This is a genomic window from Chlorobaculum sp. MV4-Y (assembly GCF_025244685.1).
Taxonomy (GTDB): domain Bacteria; phylum Bacteroidota; class Chlorobiia; order Chlorobiales; family Chlorobiaceae; genus Chlorobaculum.
The window spans coordinates 869,765-886,169 of the sequence record NZ_CP104202.1 but is presented as its reverse complement, the minus strand read 5'-3'; the positions used below and the strand labels follow the sequence as shown (position 1 = coordinate 886,169).

The 16,405-nt window shown below is 53.9% G+C and carries 18 protein-coding genes and 2 pseudogenes; 6 read left to right on the top strand and 14 right to left on the bottom strand.

The genetic code is table 11. From position 1 onward, the window contains the following. Nucleotides 1-26 precede the first annotated feature (26 nt). The 7 genes from soxB to NY406_RS04255 form a co-directional block, all read right to left on the bottom strand. On the bottom strand, nucleotides 27-1,781 hold the full coding sequence (gene soxB, locus NY406_RS04285) for a thiosulfohydrolase SoxB (RefSeq protein ID WP_260633501.1): 1,755 nt from the start codon (nucleotides 1,779-1,781) through the stop codon (nucleotides 27-29). Between the two features lie 93 nt (nucleotides 1,782-1,874). After that, nucleotides 1,875-2,180 carry a hypothetical protein gene (locus NY406_RS04280; protein WP_260633500.1) on the bottom strand — a complete coding sequence of 102 codons (306 nt, stop codon included), beginning with the start codon at nucleotides 2,178-2,180 and terminating at the stop codon, nucleotides 1,875-1,877. Nucleotides 2,181-2,192: 12 nt separating this feature from the next. Further along, nucleotides 2,193-3,059 (bottom strand): sulfur oxidation c-type cytochrome SoxA, encoded by an 867-nt coding sequence (gene soxA, locus NY406_RS04275; RefSeq protein ID WP_260633499.1) that lies wholly within the window; start codon nucleotides 3,057-3,059, stop codon nucleotides 2,193-2,195. A 23-nt stretch (nucleotides 3,060-3,082) separates the two neighbouring features. After that, on the bottom strand, nucleotides 3,083-3,388 hold the full coding sequence (gene soxZ, locus NY406_RS04270; RefSeq protein WP_260633498.1) for a thiosulfate oxidation carrier complex protein SoxZ: 306 nt from the start codon (nucleotides 3,386-3,388) through the stop codon (nucleotides 3,083-3,085). Between the two features lie 36 nt (nucleotides 3,389-3,424). After that, a complete protein-coding gene (soxY, locus tag NY406_RS04265; protein ID WP_260633497.1) occupies nucleotides 3,425-3,886 on the bottom strand; it encodes a thiosulfate oxidation carrier protein SoxY in 462 nt (153 codons plus the stop codon). Between the two features lie 72 nt (nucleotides 3,887-3,958). Next, nucleotides 3,959-4,315 (bottom strand): sulfur oxidation c-type cytochrome SoxX, encoded by a 357-nt coding sequence (soxX, locus tag NY406_RS04260; protein WP_260633496.1) that lies wholly within the window; start codon nucleotides 4,313-4,315, stop codon nucleotides 3,959-3,961. 74 nt (nucleotides 4,316-4,389) lie between these two features. Then, nucleotides 4,390-5,682 (bottom strand): NAD(P)/FAD-dependent oxidoreductase, encoded by a 1,293-nt coding sequence (locus NY406_RS04255; RefSeq protein ID WP_260633495.1) that lies wholly within the window; start codon nucleotides 5,680-5,682, stop codon nucleotides 4,390-4,392. A 362-nt stretch (nucleotides 5,683-6,044) separates the two neighbouring features. Here NY406_RS04255 and NY406_RS04250 point away from each other — a divergent pair, with 362 nt between their 5' ends. Further along, on the top strand, nucleotides 6,045-6,386 hold the full coding sequence (locus NY406_RS04250; RefSeq protein ID WP_260633494.1) for a hypothetical protein: 342 nt from the start codon (nucleotides 6,045-6,047) through the stop codon (nucleotides 6,384-6,386). On the opposite strand, the gene NY406_RS04245 is transcribed toward NY406_RS04250, so the two are convergent. From NY406_RS04245 to NY406_RS04235, 3 genes are all read right to left on the bottom strand, one after another. Then, a complete protein-coding gene (locus NY406_RS04245; RefSeq protein WP_260633493.1) occupies nucleotides 6,381-6,587 on the bottom strand; it encodes a hypothetical protein in 207 nt (68 codons plus the stop codon). The genes NY406_RS04250 and NY406_RS04245 overlap by 6 nt on opposite strands. A gap of 504 nt (nucleotides 6,588-7,091) precedes the next feature. Next, complete coding sequence (locus tag NY406_RS04240; RefSeq protein WP_260633492.1) at nucleotides 7,092-7,328, bottom strand: hypothetical protein; 237 nt, start codon at nucleotides 7,326-7,328, stop codon at nucleotides 7,092-7,094. Between the two features lie 230 nt (nucleotides 7,329-7,558). Next, the gene (locus tag NY406_RS04235) at nucleotides 7,559-8,035 is read right to left on the bottom strand and encodes a DsrE family protein (protein ID WP_260633491.1); all 477 of its coding nucleotides are present in this window, start codon (nucleotides 8,033-8,035) and stop codon (nucleotides 7,559-7,561) included. Between the two features lie 372 nt (nucleotides 8,036-8,407). Between NY406_RS04235 and NY406_RS04230 the strand changes: the two genes are divergently transcribed. Continuing rightward, on the top strand, nucleotides 8,408-8,797 hold the full coding sequence (locus NY406_RS04230; RefSeq protein WP_260633490.1) for an ion transporter: 390 nt from the start codon (nucleotides 8,408-8,410) through the stop codon (nucleotides 8,795-8,797). A gap of 128 nt (nucleotides 8,798-8,925) precedes the next feature. On the opposite strand, the gene NY406_RS04225 is transcribed toward NY406_RS04230, so the two are convergent. Beyond that, entirely contained in the window at nucleotides 8,926-9,459 is a 534-nt protein-coding gene (locus NY406_RS04225; protein WP_260633489.1) for a hypothetical protein, read from the bottom strand. A gap of 3 nt (nucleotides 9,460-9,462) precedes the next feature. Beyond that, a complete protein-coding gene (locus NY406_RS04220) occupies nucleotides 9,463-9,801 on the bottom strand; it encodes a zinc ribbon domain-containing protein YjdM (protein ID WP_260633488.1) in 339 nt (112 codons plus the stop codon). 194 nt (nucleotides 9,802-9,995) lie between these two features. On the opposite strand from NY406_RS04220, the gene NY406_RS04215 reads away from it, so the two are divergent. Then, on the top strand, nucleotides 9,996-10,481 hold the full coding sequence (locus NY406_RS04215) for an L-2-amino-thiazoline-4-carboxylic acid hydrolase (RefSeq protein ID WP_260633487.1): 486 nt from the start codon (nucleotides 9,996-9,998) through the stop codon (nucleotides 10,479-10,481). A 358-nt stretch (nucleotides 10,482-10,839) separates the two neighbouring features. On the opposite strand, the pseudogene NY406_RS11295 reads toward NY406_RS04215, so the two are convergent. Continuing rightward, nucleotides 10,840-11,654: pseudogene (locus NY406_RS11295) on the bottom strand (RNB domain-containing ribonuclease); the annotation flags it as partial. Here NY406_RS11295 and NY406_RS04195 point away from each other — a divergent pair. Next, nucleotides 11,644-12,933 (top strand): annotated as a pseudogene (locus tag NY406_RS04195) (type I restriction enzyme endonuclease domain-containing protein); the annotation flags it as partial. The pseudogenes NY406_RS11295 and NY406_RS04195 overlap by 11 nt on opposite strands. Nucleotides 12,934-12,973: 40 nt before the next feature. Here NY406_RS04195 and NY406_RS04190 read toward each other — a convergent pair. Continuing rightward, nucleotides 12,974-13,273 (bottom strand): DUF302 domain-containing protein, encoded by a 300-nt coding sequence (locus NY406_RS04190; RefSeq protein WP_260633483.1) that lies wholly within the window; start codon nucleotides 13,271-13,273, stop codon nucleotides 12,974-12,976. A gap of 1,165 nt (nucleotides 13,274-14,438) precedes the next feature. Between NY406_RS04190 and NY406_RS04185 the strand changes: the two genes are divergently transcribed. Beyond that, the gene (locus NY406_RS04185) at nucleotides 14,439-15,392 is read left to right on the top strand and encodes a DNA-3-methyladenine glycosylase family protein (protein ID WP_260633482.1); all 954 of its coding nucleotides are present in this window, start codon (nucleotides 14,439-14,441) and stop codon (nucleotides 15,390-15,392) included. Between the two features lie 71 nt (nucleotides 15,393-15,463). Beyond that, the gene (locus tag NY406_RS04180; protein ID WP_260633481.1) at nucleotides 15,464-16,348 is read left to right on the top strand and encodes an SDR family oxidoreductase; all 885 of its coding nucleotides are present in this window, start codon (nucleotides 15,464-15,466) and stop codon (nucleotides 16,346-16,348) included. Nucleotides 16,349-16,405: the final 57 nt, after the last annotated feature.

The window sequence follows — 16,405 nt, the reverse complement described above, 5'->3', positions numbered from 1 at the left end:
CTGTCTGTCCGCTGACGATATTCGCCTCAGAAGAGATCGATTCCCGGATTGCTGCCGATGCCTTTCAGCTCGGGCGTGTTGAGCTTTTTCACTTCGACCACCTTTTTGTCTTTCAAGTAAGCAGCCACAGTGTCCCAGACCGGCTCGCCCGGTGACTTTGCGCCCACGGTCGCCCAGCCGGCGACGCGGTAGTTTTTCGAGGCTTCAATCAGCTCGCCGTTTTCGAGGCGCATGTTGTCGATACGCTTGCCCATCGTGGCGGTCGGGTCGATCCGGTAGCTCATGCCACCGGTGCGCACCATGTCGCCTCCCTGCTGGTAGAAGGGATCAAGATTGAAGAGGTTGTCGGCCACATCTTCGAGAATCTCCTTGATCTGCTGACCGGTCATGTCGCGCACGTAGGTTTCGGGATAGGTCATGCAGGTCTGGTCGAGCACATGCTCCATCGTGATGGTCTGGCCAGGCAGGATGGTGGTGCCCCAGCGGAAGCCGGGCGAAAGCGAAATCTGCGCGTCGTTACGCTTGCGGAGCGCGTCGCAGATGAGCTGGTCGAATGGGCCGTCGAAGTTGCCACGGCGATAGAGCAGCGTTCCGGCGGTGGCAAGAGGCTCCTGAAGCTTCTGGAGATAAGGCGCGCGCGTTTTGTCGATGAACGCCTGCATCTCCTTGTGAGCCGAGAGTTCGTTCGAGAAGACCGGAAGCAGCTTGTAGCTGTACCCTTTGACGCCGCCGTTGCCAAGCTTGAGGTCGATCACGCCGAGGAACTTGCCGTTCGATCCGGCGTTGGTCACGAGCGTGCGCCCCTTGGCGTTCTTGACGACGAAAGGCTGCGGCACACCGTCATGAGTATGGCCGCCGAAAATTACGTCGATGCCGCTCACCACCTGCCCCATCTTGATATCGACATCCATGCCGTTGTGCGAAATCAGCACGACCGCATCGGGCTTCTCTTTGGCACGAACGGAATCGACAAGCTGCTGCATGTCGGCGGCGTTGATGCCGAAGGTCCAATTCGGAATGAATCGCGCCGGATTGGCGATCGGGGTGTAAGGGAACGCCTGGCCGATGATGGCGACGCGGTGATTTCCCAGGGTCTTGACGACGTAAGGACGGAAGGCGTGGCCGCTATTCTCGTCGAACGCCTTCGCTCCGCTGAACAAAGCCTCCTCCTTGACCTTGATGTTCTGCGCCACGAAATCGCCCTTGAAGGCCGCGAGATTCTTGAGCACCTCCTCTTCGAGGTAGGTGAACTCCCAGTGGCCGGTCATGACGTCCACGCCAAGCAGGTTGCACGCCTCGACCATGTCCATGCCACGATTCCAGAAAGCCGTACCCGAACCCTGCCAGGTGTCGCCGCCGTCGAGCAGAAGCGTTTTCGATGCGCCGAACTCCGAACGCATCCTGTCCACGAGCGTCTTCAGATGCGCGAAACCACCGACCTTTCCGAAACGCTGCGCCGACTCGGCGTAGTTGATCGCGGTGTAGGCGTGAGCGAGCGGCGTGCCGGGGGCAATATCATAATACTTCAGCAGCGACTCCGTCACCAGATGCGGCGGCCGTCCGAACGCCTGGCCGAGGCCGAGGTTCATGCTCGGCTCGCGGTAGTAGATCGGCATGAGCTGGGCGTGCGTGTCGGTGATGTGCATCAGGCGGATGTCACCAGAGTGGTCAATATTATATATATCCGGTGAGCCGGTAGTCGCCGAAGCCATGCCTGGCAACAGCCCTGCGGCGCTGGCGAAGCCGAGAATACGGAGAAACTCGCGACGGGATAGATTCATAGATCAGGAACAGTTTGTGTTGCCGTAAAAAATCACTGTGGTGGAAAGGGTGGTGGCGCGAGCCGAGAGGGCCGCGCCACCACGGGCGGGGAATCATTTCGGAATCATCATCTTCCAGTTCTTCTCCGAGGATTTGGCCTGTGCGACGGCAGCTTTGCCCTGGAGAAGCGCCAACGAAGCGAGCTTGTCGGACTCCTCCTTCTGGCCTTTGTCGAGCGCCTCTTTGGCCTGCTTGATCAGCTTGGCCGTATCGCGCCACTCGAATCCAAGCGCGTCAGCCTCTTTCCTTGCCGCCTCGGCCTGTTCGAGGAGGCTCGGCGACGCTGCCGCCGGTTCGGCCAAAAGCGCGGCTGAAGGCATCGAGACCGCCATGCTCAAGAGCAATAACACTTTTTTCATTGGTTCTCCTTCTTATTTTCTTGATGCCGGACCGTTGAACTTCAGACCATTCGACATGATCGTCTGGAAGAACTCCAGATTGCGATACTCTTCGCTCTGCTCCGCGAATGGTTTGGCGCCGATGTTTTCGTTGCACCCTGCATAGCGTTTGTGCAGCGTGCCGATCTCGCCCCATTTCGAGCGGAACACCGGAAAGTGCGTGGTGTGGCCGAGCGCCGGGCTGGTGATTTCAGCTCTCAGATGACGTCCGGCGTACTCCATGTGACAACCTGAGCAGGACATGTTGAGCTGGCCACGCTTGCCGTAAAAAAACGCCTTGCCCTTCAGGTACGCATTGTAGGCGGCGGCGCTATTTACCTTCACGTCGATCTTCTGGCCCCTGCTAATGTAGGCCATGTAGGCGGAAACCTTCGCCAGATCGCCCTTGAAGCCGGGATACGGCTTCTCGCCGTTAGCGACGCGGCAATCGTTGATCGCCATTTCGAGCGTCACCACCTGCTTGCGCTTCTCGTCAAAGTAGGGATATTTGCCACGCACGGCTCCCCCGTTCGGAAAGCAGCTCGCCAGCGACTTGCCATTGGCGAAAGGCTGGTTGAAGATCGCCTTGCCCGCCTCGACATCGAGTTCGTACGGCGGAAACTCCTCCATCTCCTTCCACTGCTTGCGGGCATCCTCATCGAGCGCATAGACGCCATTGGCGAAATCATCCAGCTTCACGTCAGGAAACTCTTTGTGGAAATAGGCCTGGAATTTTTTCACATCCGCGTTGACCATCGCCTGGTATTTATTGACGGCGGCATGGGCAGGCTGGCCGCCCATCACGGCCGTCATCAGAACAAGGGCTCCAGTGAAAAGCCGCTTCTGCAATGTTTTTTTCATGGATTTTCTCCTGTGGTTGGGAATTACATCGCCGTAATGGCTTCCTCTGCCGTTTCGGTGCCGCCTTTGTTGTCAACCCAGGAGACTTTGAGCTTCTCGCCAACCTTTGCCCCGGTAAACTGGAATGACAGATAGGGATCTTTCGAGACTCCAGGACCGAGTTCAGCATGGAAAACGGTGTCCGCGCCGCAGGTGGCCGTCACCTCGGTGATGTAGTGTTCCGGCACGAGAACGCCGTTCTGATCTTTACGGCGACCGGTCTCCATGGGATGCGGCATGAGCATCTTGACCGCGACGACGTTATTCTGAGCTACTGCTTTGATTTTCATGGTTTCACTCCTGAAATGGTTTTGAATGGTTATCGATTATCCGCCACAGCCGCCGATGGTCACCTTGACCTCGCGGGTCGCGCGGTAGAGCTTGCCGCCAGCCTGGACGATCACAACCAGATTGGAAGTTTTAGCCATTCTCATGCGAAGCGAAACATCGGGAATCATGCGCGGCAGCACATCGAACGAAGCGATCATCGGGCTGAAGTTGGCCGGAGTCAAAATGCTGATGTTGGTGACGCCCGGAATGGTTGTCGATACGGAAACCGGCACGAACGCGCCATTCTCGGCGATCTCGGGAGCTTTGATCTGGATTGCCGTCGAATCCTGGATCGGCAGCGAGCCGAACTTGGCCGCGATGGCGTCATCGAGCTTGTTGGCGGAAAACGCCTTCTCGCTCCAGCTGGCCAGAAGCCTGCCCGGCATGACGGCGAGAACGGCAACAGATGCTGCCGACCCGGCTATCGTTCTGCAAAAATCTCTGCGGGAAATACCCATATGAGCCTCCTCTATAAAAGAGTGTTAGTGGTTTGACCCCGAGCACGGGGCATTGATTGAAAAAAGTTGCTCTCAGAGCGTGTAGAGATAATCGACAATGCCGTCGATTTCGGAATCGTTCAGGATACCGTTTTTGCCGAAGGGAGGCATGATGCTCTTCGGGTTGACGGCCGACGCATCCCAGACCTGCTTGCGCAGAACAGCCCTATCGGGATAACGCTCTTTCATCTGGCTGAGCGGCGGGCCAAAATTGCCCGGAAACTCCCCATCGCCCCCCATCATGTGGCAGGCGATACAATTGCCCTTGTTCGAATCCAGTGCAAGTGCTTTACCCCTCTCGACAGTAGACTGCGCAGGCTGATCGGCTGCAACACCCAATGACGGCAGCACGAGGATCGCCGCTGCCGCGATAATGCCTGAAGACTTCATATGCCTTTCTTGTTTAGTGAATTGAAAACTTCTGTCCTGAACGAAAATCCGCGAATACCGGCAAGCAGCCATGCTCAGTCCCAGGTATCCTGTGAAATGTTGCGATACCAGTTATCTGCCTGCACGGCCTCGCCAGCAAGTTGATCGGTGGTCGCCTCCATCGAGGTGAGATGGATAGCCTCGGGATTGTCCTTGATCCCTTCGGGGCTTTGAACATAGGCCCCGGCCACCGAGATCGCATAACCGGGAGCGATCATGCTGTAGCAAAGACTGGCCAGGTCGTGCGAACCGGCAGCAACGCCGCCAAAGGAAGCGACCAGCGACGCGGCCAGCGCCTTGGCCTGGGTATTTGCCGCCGTCCCCGATTTGGGCATGGTTCCAACCAGAGCCGAGTCACCAATGACGTGAATGCCGGGATGCAGAAGCGATTCAAAGTTGGCGGGATTGACCGGGCACCAGCCGGAAGCGTCGGCAAGCCCGGCATCGATGGCGATGCGACCGGCTCTCTGCGGCGGAATGACGTTGATCACCCCGCCCTTCTCGTCGCCGAATTCGGTCGAAACGGTCATCGTCGCCGGATCGAGCCGCTCGACATTTCCACCGACAGAGGAAGAGCGCCACTCGACCTTGCCGGGATAGAGGCGATCCCAGCCAAGCATGAACAGATCCTGCTTGGTAAAGACATCCTTGCCATCGAGAATGATCACCTTCGACTTCGGCTTGTTCTTTTTCAGATACCAGGCGATCAGGCTTGCCCGTTCGTATGGCGCTGCGGGACAGCGGAAAGGATTTTTCGGAGCGCAGATGATGACGTTTTCGCCATCTTTCATGGCAAGCAACTGCCTGCGCAACAGCAGCGTCTGGGAACCGGCCTCATAGGCATGGGGCATGACTGATTCGGCGGCCTTCTGGCTGTAGCCCTCGATGGCGTCCCAGATGAAATCGACGCCGGGTGACACCACGAGACGATCGTATTGCAGCGACCGCCCGCCTTTGAGCTTCACGGTTTTCTTCACCGGATCGATGAGCGTAGCCGTATCGTGAATCACCTCGACGCCGAAACGATTCCGTAACGCATTATAATTATGAGCAATATCCGGCATCTTCCGAATCCCGCCGATAACCGCGTTGCTCATCGGACAGGTATGAAATACCGTCTTTGGCTCGACAAGCGTCACCGAAATCGCCGGATCGAGTTTCTTCAGATAACGAGCGACCGTCGCGCCGCCAAATCCACCGCCGATAACGATGACCCGGGCCTTCGATGTGGAGGCCATGAGCGGTCCCGCAGAGAGGAACACAGAGGAACCGGCAAGTCCGGAAAGCAGCAACTTGCTGAAACTCCGGCGAGAAATCGTATTTCCCATAAGTTCGAATAAATATTTACCGTTGAATGCAGAAATCGAGAAAAAGCATTACCCGCCAGAACGAATCGAAAACTATTTAGCAGATGAATGACAAAGCATTAAAAAGCAAGAAGCGTTATATGATTATGTGGTTATATAAGAAAAGCCGAGTACTTATGCAAGACGAGACCGCTTTTTTTTACACTCACATAAATGCATCAAAGACAAAAAATCAGGGCAAAAATAAGCGGCTGCCGCAATGCTGAATAAGGAAGGGGGCAATCAAAAGGAATTCATTCAAGGTAAAAAAGCTTTGACGTAATACTGATGAAAGCCCTTTCATCAAGAGATACCGGATCATTCGCTATATTTAACAAATAATTATGGTTGACGCTCTGCGGAACCACCAGAGCCCAGCGTCAATCGTGATCAGAAATTCTGCCTCCGCCAATCAAGCCACGGGAGTCATTCCATTGCCATCCGTACCCTCCTCTCAGCAGAACCAGCTCACCTCCAGAGTATCCATGATCGAAGCGGGAATAAGAAGCGCCCATTCGCTGATGATGGATGAAGACGATATCTGGAGTCGGTACAACAACGACAAAACCGACATCGAGGAGCATCTCGCGGGAGTCATTCGGACGCTGTCGGCGGCCCTGCTGCTCAACCGGAAGCTTCGGGCACTCTCCATCGGGTCGAGCAGCGAACCGCTGAACACCTCATAGCTCTACAACCACTTCGCCGGCGGATATTTTGGCATCACCAACGACCAAAACCTGCCCGCACTGAAACGCCAGATCGAACACGATCCCGAATTCTGGAAGAGGCAGGTTATCCTGAAAAGCAGCAAGATTCGCTTTTTGGTTGACGACTTCGAAAAGCTGATGAAGGTGGTCTGGATGATCCTGCTCTATCCCGGCGTCCACGATGTGACACCAAGCCTCAGAAAGAGAAGATCGTCTCGTTCATGTACGACCACTTCTACCTGACAAAACAACTCCTCTTCCAGAAACAGCACCACCTTGTGCTGTAACGAGGCACAGGATTTCATGCCCTTGCCTGAACACTTTGCCAGCCATCCCATGCAGACATTGGTTATCGCGAGGAGCGTAACGACGTCGCGATCCGCGCGTCCCCTTCGATATTGGTCGCCTAATTGCGGGGGGCGATGAAGCCGACCGTCACCAGAAATCCCAAAAGCTTTTTGAGAGGAAGCCAGCGGAATTGTATCAATTTCAAAAATGAAAATACCTTAATCGAGGATTAAGGAAGTTCCTTGCCGGTGAGGGGCCATCGCGATTTCAGTTCGCGTCACCCGGCGTCAGGAACATCAGAAGAGATCAATCGCAACCTTACCGTCACCATCCGGAAAGGCCGACACACGCCAAAACCGCCGCTATCAAAGGCAGCTCGGCAATAACTTGATATTTTTACCGGTAACGCTCCTGATCCTCAGGCAGAATAGTTTGCCAGTTCTCCTCACCCTCATTTGCAGGATCAGAAGAGGGCTGCGGCGCCGATGCCCGTTTTTCTTTCATCATGGCGTCAAAAACAAAGAAACCGGCACCCGCGATCAGAAGACCCGGTACGCCGCAGGCAACCATCGATACGCCCAGTGGAGGCAGAAGGAGCGCACCTCCCGTAACAGCAGCAGCTTCTTTCAACATGGCAACTCCGTTGGTTCAGTAACAGAATCTTTTATATAAGTATTAAGCCAATATAATTACCTGGGCGCATCTTTGCAGCATTCCGGGCCACAAATATCTGCAAGCAGCAAGCCTGCCGCCCCTGCACAGCTCCAACCGGGCGACTTACCAAAAACGATAAAGCACTGCCATCGATCCGGCATTCCGGTAAGCGACGGCGGCGCCCTGAAAGACGGGGATGGCTGTAACTGTCAGAACGTAAACAGCTTGATGCCATCTTCAGCCATTGCAGCGGCAACGGCTGGCGGCTGGGCAACCGTAACCCCGTCAATGAGAGCAGATGGCTGCTTGCCGGTATTCGGCAGGTAAAGCGGACAAACCTCGACCTTGACGCCTTTTGCCATCAGCTCCTTGAGCATCATCTGTGGCGACTTGTTGACCGGTTTGAAGAGCTTTTCCTTGCTGCCTTTCAGTACAAGCTCGCCAGCCTTTCCGCAGATCAGCACACGGACGGAACGTCCCTGATTGAGGGTCTGAGCCGAAAGCACCATGGCCATCATCTGGGTCATGGGGTCATCGGAGGTGACAACCACGAACAAGCCTTTGCTGGCGGGCTGCACTGCCGAAGGCTGCGATTCAGCAGAGAGCGGGTTGAGGGTAGCGCCAAACGAAAAGATAGCTGTCAGCGCAAATGCGAGAATGGTGAAAGATTTTCTGAACAGTGACATAAAGGGGTCTCCCGTTTTTATGATTGGGGTAATTAACGGGCTTAATATACAACAAAAATAACACTTCCGTGCCATTCATCTCCTGCCACAGCAATGGCTATTGGTGAATTGACGACCGGGTAACCGGCCGCCATACAAACACGTCCTCCCGTTTGCCTCTTTTCACCGCATCAAAACTCCTGTTTCATATCCGGAAAAGGTAGTCGTATATTTTTTCACTGACCACCACTTCGGCCTTCCGGAAACAACCCGTTTTTTCCGAAACACGAAACCCCGGCCAAAGCCTTCGACCTCGTGCTAATCGCAGCGATTATCATGAGCGTCACCGTGGTGATGCTCGACACGGTCAGGTCGATTCACGACGCCTGAGACTTGCTGCTCTACGGACTTGAATGGTTCTTCGCCATCCTCTTTACCATAGAAAACTTCATCAGGCTCTACGCAACGGAATCGCGGGGGCGTTACGCGGTCAGCTTTTACGAAGTTATCGATCTCCTGGCCATTCTGCCAACCTGTTTCAGCATCTTTGTTCCGGGAACCCAATACCTGCTGGTCATCCGCTTTTTCCGGGTGTTGCGGATATTCCGGCTTCTGAAACTGGTCAAGTTCGTTAAGGAGGCCGAATTCGTCAACGCGTCGATCATCGCTTCGGGCCGCAAGATCGTCTCCTTCCTGTTCTTTGTGCTCGTCACGGTCAGCATCATCGCCGTACCGACGGGCATCGTCAGCGCTGAAATGGCCGCCCCATGCGCGAAAAGATAGAGTCAGAGCGCAAGCCATCCGGCTCGTGCTGCCAGAGCATCGAGCACGACGCCGACGCCCGTTCTGCAAAATCTGCGGACGGGCATTGAGCCGCCCGGCGTAAACGGTCAGCGACGCGACAGGACGTTTCAGCCTGCGCTGTTCCGGTCGTGGAAAAGCACTTCGGCTTTGGCCTCCTCCCAGATACCGCCGTATTTGAGCTTTTCGGTGTCGGTAAAGCGGATGGCTCCGGCAAGAAACCATGTAGATGAGTGTTTCTCCAGGTCGTTGCCCTCGCTGATGCCCATCGCCTTCAGGCCGCTCACCTTTCCGTTCTCACCGCGAATCACTTTCCAGTGCCCCATGATGTAATACTCCACATCGGCGGCCACCACATCGAGAACCTCTTCGATTTCACCCAGATCACTGTCGCCCCGCAGCGCCAGTCCGCCGTAGGCATAGACTACCGAGTGGTTATCGTCGAGAATGAAGCGCAGATATTTGTTGCGCACCAGCGGCGGCAGCGTCAATCCGTCGATGAGGTAGATGAACTGTTTGCCATCGGCAGAAATCCCCGAAATCGAGCGCGGCAACACCCCGTCCTCTTCGGCGACGCTGAAATACCACTCCGTGTACTCCTCGAACAGCTCGCGGAGCAGCTCTTTTGAATCAACTGTCTGCATGGTTCACCCCTTCCGGACAAATTCCGATTTGAGTTGCATTGCGCCGAAGCCATCGATCTTGCAGTCGATGTCGTGATCGCCCTCGACGAGACGGATATTCTTCACCTTCGTTCCCCCCTTGAGCACCGACGAAGCGCCGCGAACCTTGAGATCCTTGATCACCGTCACGGTGTCGCCATCCTGCAGAATATTGCCGTTCGCATCTTTCCAGACGCGCGCCGTTTCGGCTTCGGCTGCTTCGGAGCGGCTCCATTCGTGGGCGCACTCGGGGCACACGAAAAGCGTCCCGTTTTCATAGGTGTATTCGGAATTGCATTTCGGGCAGTTCGGCAGATCGCTCATGTGGGTACTCGTTCTAAAATTCAGGCAAAAAAAATTGTAGCGACAGTATAACGATTTCCCGGCAGCTTCCCTCTATTCTCAACACACAACGGCAGCGCATGGACTCTTTGAACATCCGGAGATCGACGCGTATCTTTTTGTAATGGATTTCCTTCCTGAAAAATGCCGATAACACTTCATCGGGAGACGACACCATGCAGAACGCACACACGGAACTGATCGAATCAGCGCGAAAGAAATTCTCGCGATTCAGAGAGCTCAGCGAACAACACGGCGAGGCGAAGGCTTGGGAAATCATGCTCGAAGGGTTCCCGGAGATCCAGAAGCAGCGCATGGGCCCACTGCTGGCGCTGCCCACCCTTGCCGAAGCGTTCCGCCAGGCCATCCCCCAGTTTAACGCAATCGGCATGGAGATGGATGTGGTGGACATTTCCAACAAAGGCATCGACGCCGTGCTGGAAGTCCAGCGCATCTGCCCGTGGCTGGAGGTGTGCAAGGAGTACGGCTACGACATTCCCTGCCATGTGATCTGCGAACTGGATATGGCAGCCACCCGCCTTGCCTTCCCTGAAATGAAGGGCGAAATCCTCTGCCGCCAGGCACTCGGCGGGCCGGTCTGCATCTTCAAATACGAACGTCCGGCAAAACCCTTTGCCGGAACCGACAACGCAACTACCTGACACTGACCGCATTTTCTTCGATCCAATCTTCAGGAAGACTTGAAGGATAGAATCATGGCGCATTCAGCGGTGCAATGCCGATGATCCTCTGTCTTTCCGTAACGCTTTGTTTTTGAAGCTTTTTACCTCCGCAAGAACAGCCGGTTTGCCGGCAAACCGCCTCTGATCTGACACGGTTGCGCTCCCCTGACCTCAATGCACCCTTTTTCCCCGGAATGGCTTCAGCATAGACCCGCAGCAGCATGCTGATTCATGCCCTTTTAACAATTAAGCGAATACTCTACTTTGTAAAGTTCTTTGCGCACAACCAGCACAGACAAGAGATAGGCTCGCTATCAGAAGCAACACGCACAGGATTTCACACCCTTTCGAAATCGATGTAGCCGCGATCGACATCCGACAGCACGAGCTTGACCTTGATCTTCTGGCCGACTTTGATTTTCCCGGCTTTTCTGACCAGCCTTCCCTCGGCCGGCGGCGTGAATATCCGCACTCACGAACCCTTTTCCGAATGGCCAGAAACGATGGCGTCAAAATGGCGACCGATCATCGTTTGCATCAGTAACGCGGCTTCGGATTTGCGTACACGCCGCTCCACCTTGCGGTCTGCATCCTCCTGGCGCGTGCAGTGCACGGCGAGGTATTTCAGCCCGTCGATGCCCCGTAGGGCGGCGGGCTGTTCGTCAGAAATGCCTTGCTCATTCGCAGGGTGATCAGGTCGGGATAGCACCGGTTCGGGGCCGTCGAGTGGGTATAGTCGCACTCAGCGAGGCCGAAATGGCCAATCGGCTCCTGCCCCGGGAACTCCACGACGTACTCCCCTGCCCCCATGAGCTTGATGATGGTCAGCGAGAGATCGGGAAAATGGAGCGGGTCTTCCTTGTGCCTCAATGCAGGGAAGCTTTCAAGCGCCTTTCCGTCAGGCTCGCCGGGCAAATCGTAACCGTATTCGCTCGCCACATTGACAATGCGCCGCCACCGTTCGGGCGACTTGACGACACGGCGAATCGAGGCTACGCCCTTTTCAGCCAGAAAATCCGCGGTGCAGGTGTTGGTGGCAATCATGAACTCCTCGATAAGCTGCCGCGCCCGGTTCTGCTCCTGCTGCGTGAGGTCAACGACGCGATCCCCCTCGAAAACCGCGCGCGGCTGAAAGGTCTCGAACTCCAGCGACAAGCCGCTGCTTCACCCGCACCTCTACTCCGCCCAAACCAAAAAGCGCCTCGAAAAGCGCTTTAAAGGCCCTGAAGACCCGCTCCGGCTCGTCATTGTCCGCGACATGTGGCTCACCGGCTTCGACGCGCCCAGCGTGCACACCATGCATGTTGACAAGCCGATGAAGGGCCACAACCTCATGCAGGCCATCGCCCGCGTCAACCGCGTCTTTCGGGACAAACAGGGTGGCCTTGTGGTCGATTACATCGGCATCGCCAACGATCTGAAAAAAGCGATCAGGAATTATACATCGAGCAAGGGCAAAGGAAAACCGACCATCGATTCGCGGGAAGCGCTCGCGCTCATGCTCGAACAGCTCGACATCCTGCGCGGCATGATGCACGGCTTCGATTACAGCGGCTTTCTCACCGGCGAACACCGCCTCGTGGCCCAGGCGGCGAACCACATCCTCGGGCTCGACGACGGCAAGAAACGGTTCAGCGACACGGCGCTCGCCATGTCGAGAGCCTTCAGCCTCTCTTGCACGCTTGACGAAGCCAAAGCCGTCCGGGAAGCGGTTGCCTTCTTTCAGGCGGTAAAGGTGATCCTTACCAAGCGGGAAGCAACCGAAAAGAGGCGAACGGCAAAAGAGAAAGAGCTGGCCATCCGCCAGATTATCGGCTCCGCGCTCGTCTCCGAAGATGTGGTAGATATTTTCGAATCGGTCGGGCTGAACAAACCGAACATTGGCATTCTCGACGACTCGTTCCTCGAAGAGGTGCGCAGCCTACCCGAACGCAACCTTGCCGTTGAACTGCTCCAGCGCCTGCTTGACGGTGAAGTGCGCTCCCGGTTCTCCTCCAACATCGTTCAGCAGAAGAAATTCTCCGACCTGCTCGATGGCGTCGTCAAACGCTACCAGAACCGCGCCATCGAAACCGCGCAGGTCATCGAAGAGCTGGTGGCTATGGCAAAGAAATTCCAGGAAGCCGTCAAGCAAGGCGAAAACCTCGGCCTCAACCCCGACGAACTCGCCTTCTACGACGCGCTTGCCAACAACGAAAAGGCCGTTCTCCAGATGGGCGACAAGCTCCTAAAAACCATCGCCCACGAACTCGCCGAAAACCTGTGAAAAAGCCTCACGGTGGACTGGTCAAAACGCGAAAGCGTCCGGGCCCGCCTGCGCCTTCTCGTTAAACGCATTCGCCGCAAATACAAATACCCGCCAACAAAGCAGGAGGAAGCAATCCAGCTTGTCCTTGCACAAGCCGAGATGCTGGGGGAGGCATGGAGATGATTGCTGTGCCATAGATATAAAACATAGCCGAAACGCTCTTCTATTTGACCACAACGGGCTGAACCGCCTCGCTGACATCCTTTCCGGCTTTGCCCATAACCTCAGCGATAGTGCCGCCGAACATCATCCCCATGAGCGACAGGTTCATTTGTGACACATACACCTGCCCTTTGCTGTCTTCGTAAACACCGATCTCAAGAGGCATCATAGCCACCACGCCCCAGCTCTTATCCCCAGCAAGTATCTTTGAAGCTAAACGCGGATTGCAGACCACTATACTGCCAACCCTGTCGATAGAGGCAAATTCCGCAGTGGCACTCCGGTAATCATTGACGGTCAACACTTTCCAGCCAGGTTTTTCCTTAACGGCATATCTCAAGCATGGCTACAGTCTTTTCGTAGTCATAAGCGCTCCTTTACTTCAGCAACATCAACGAAGGCATGGTAAACCAGACGATGGCCCCCATCAGAACCATCCCGACCAGAACCCAAACCACGGCTTGCACTGAATTTTTCATTGTCGGCCTCCTTTGTTAAAACATTCTGATAACCAGCGAGCACCCAAAACATCGGTATCGAATGAGCCGATACGTTTCAAATTTAACGACAAAAAGCTCATGAAGAGTTTACCAATCCGGCAAGCAGCGGCATAAATACTGGATTTATGCCGCTCGCTGCAAACGCTCCGAGGACATGACTGAACAAGGTAAACCACGATTGATAATGCGACTGGCTGAACTGTTGCAACCGCTTATCTGTTTTTGTTCTTCATTATTCAAAGCCTCAAGAAACAAGCGTAGACTGCTGTTCAAGAGTCACCGGCAAGCTGTTCCTGAGCCAGGTCACAGCATCAGATTGGCGGCAAACACTCTGACCAATTCATTCACATTCCGAGTTATAAAGCCATCCAACGTGATTACTGAATCTGTTCAGGATCAGAAAATAAAGCAGCAAGGAGACGGTAATTGACCCGTTTATCAAGCTCAGCTCTCCCAGATAAGACAATTCTAACGAAAGCGCATAATGATTTTACCAGTCAAAAAACAACAACCAAAAGAAGCCAAGGCAGAAAGTTTCATAAAAAGGTTTAGCCAGGTTTAAAAACCACAAAACAGAAAACAAGCACAAATTTTAAACCAACCACTATCTCACCATTAAAACAATAAATAAAAATTTAACAGACCACTATAAAAAATTAAAATAGATTTTATAAACACAGATTATCTTAATTTAAACAAGAAATAATTTGAATAACAAAACATAATAATACAAAAATCAATAAACATAATAAACTATCTTAAAAACAAGGCATCAAAAATAAATTAATTTATTTTAATGATTTTTTTAAAAAACAAGCAGTCAAGATTAATAGCAATTTTATCAAACAATAACAACAATAAATATCTTATCAGATAACATGATCTATCTTATTTCATTTTAACAAATTAAAAAACTCTAAAAAACATTAAACTTTAATATGAATATTCATATTAATATCTATATTTATGATTACACATAACAGAATATACGCATCATCACTGAGCAAAGACTCAAGACTTAACTTGCAAGATACAGTACTAAGCGGACAAAGCTTTAGATGGAATCTAAGTGAGATTTTAAAGAGCTATTACTCTACAGTAATCAACAGCTCTATTATTTTTGTACGTGAGATTAATTCTGACACTCTTGAAGTACTCTGCACCGATCAAGAGCTTGCTGGTATGCCAGTCAATGCTTTTTTAAAGCACTTCTTCTCTCTTGATTTTCAAGAGGAAACCGTATTCTCATCAAGGTTTAAAGAGAAATTCCCTCAAGTCTGGAAACTTGCTCATCCATACAGCTCAGTTCGGGTCATGCGGCAGGATCCGTTTGAAGTAATGGTTACCTTCATGTGCGCTCAGGGCATAGGCATGCACCTGATTCGCCGCCAGGTATCCATGATTGCTGAACGGTATGGGCAAAAGATCATGCTGGAGTTACCAGAGGGTAAGATGGTTTTTTATGGCTTCCCTACCCCGTCAGCTCTGGCGTCTGCTGACCCGAATGAACTGGCCGTATGCACGAATAACAACCGGATAAGGGCAGCAAACATCATTTCGATAGCACGCTCTTTCGAGTCTGGCAAACTGGCCTTGGCGTGCGTCGGTTCGGGTCAATGTGACCTTGAAACGCTTCGCGAAACCTTGTGCGTGCACAGCGGAATCGGCTTGAAAATCGCTGACTGCATCGCCCTTTTCGGGCTTGGACGGTTCGACGCCTTCCCGATTGACACGCATGTCAAACAGTACCTCTGGGAGTGGTTCGGCATCGAAGAGGCCCGCCACAGCCTGACCGAAAAGAATTACCGCGTTCTGCAGGAAAAGGCACGCGCCATCCTCGGTACTGAATACGCTGGCTACGCCGGGCACATCCTGTTTCACTGCTGGAGAAAAGAGGTAAAAAAGATGAAAGCGTTTTGAGGGCACGTTGTAATGGCATCGCTGGTTAGGTTTAAGAGCTTGTTTCTGTCAACCCTTTACCCTCACGAACCATGAAAAAAGTGCTTGTTGCCGGTTCGACCGGCTATATCGGGAGCCATGTGGTGCAGGAGTTCAAGAATCGCGGCTATTGGGTGCGTGCGCTGGTGCGCGATCCGGAAAAGGCCAAAAAGCCCGGCCCGCATCTCGAACCGGTCATCGCTGGACTCGCCGACGAGATCGTGACCGCTGACGCCACGAAGCCGGAGAGCCTCGCCGGAGTGTGCGACGGCATCGAGATCGTGTTTTCGTCGCTTGGCATGACCCGGCCCGATTTCGTGCATTCGAGCTTCGATGTGGATTACAAGGCGAACCTGAACATTATGCGCGAGGCGATGAAAGCGAAGGTGAGAAAGTTCGTCTATATCTCGGTGTTCAACGCGCAGAAGATGATGGAGATCGAGAACATCCAGGCGCACGAGAAGTTCGTGGACGAGCTGCGGGCATCTGGGCTAGAGTATGCGGTCGTGCGTCCCACGGGCTATTTCTCCGACATGGCGCAGTTTCTGAACATGGCGCGCAACGGCTTCATGTTCTCACTCGGCGATGGCGAGACGCGCTCGAATCCGATCCACGGCGCCGACTTGGCGAAGGTGTGTGTTGATGCTGCCGAAGGAGAGGCCAAAGAGATCGACGCGGGCGGGCCAGAGATTTTCACCTACAGGCAGGTTGCCATGATGGCCTCCGATGTGGTCAAAAAACAGCCATTCAACATCGAGCTGCCGGTGTGGATCGCTGACGGCATTGCCGCCGTGACGGGTTTCATCAATCGCGACATCCACGACATCGCGCTGTTTGCCACCACGGTCAGCAAGAACGACACCGTCGCCCCGCAGTACGGCACCCACCGCCTGCGCGAGTTCTTCGAGCAGATGGCCGCACAGCAGACAAACCACTGAGCGTGCAAAAGCCGGGACGGATCACAAACCGCCCCGGCTGGCCTCGCCTGTCCCGCT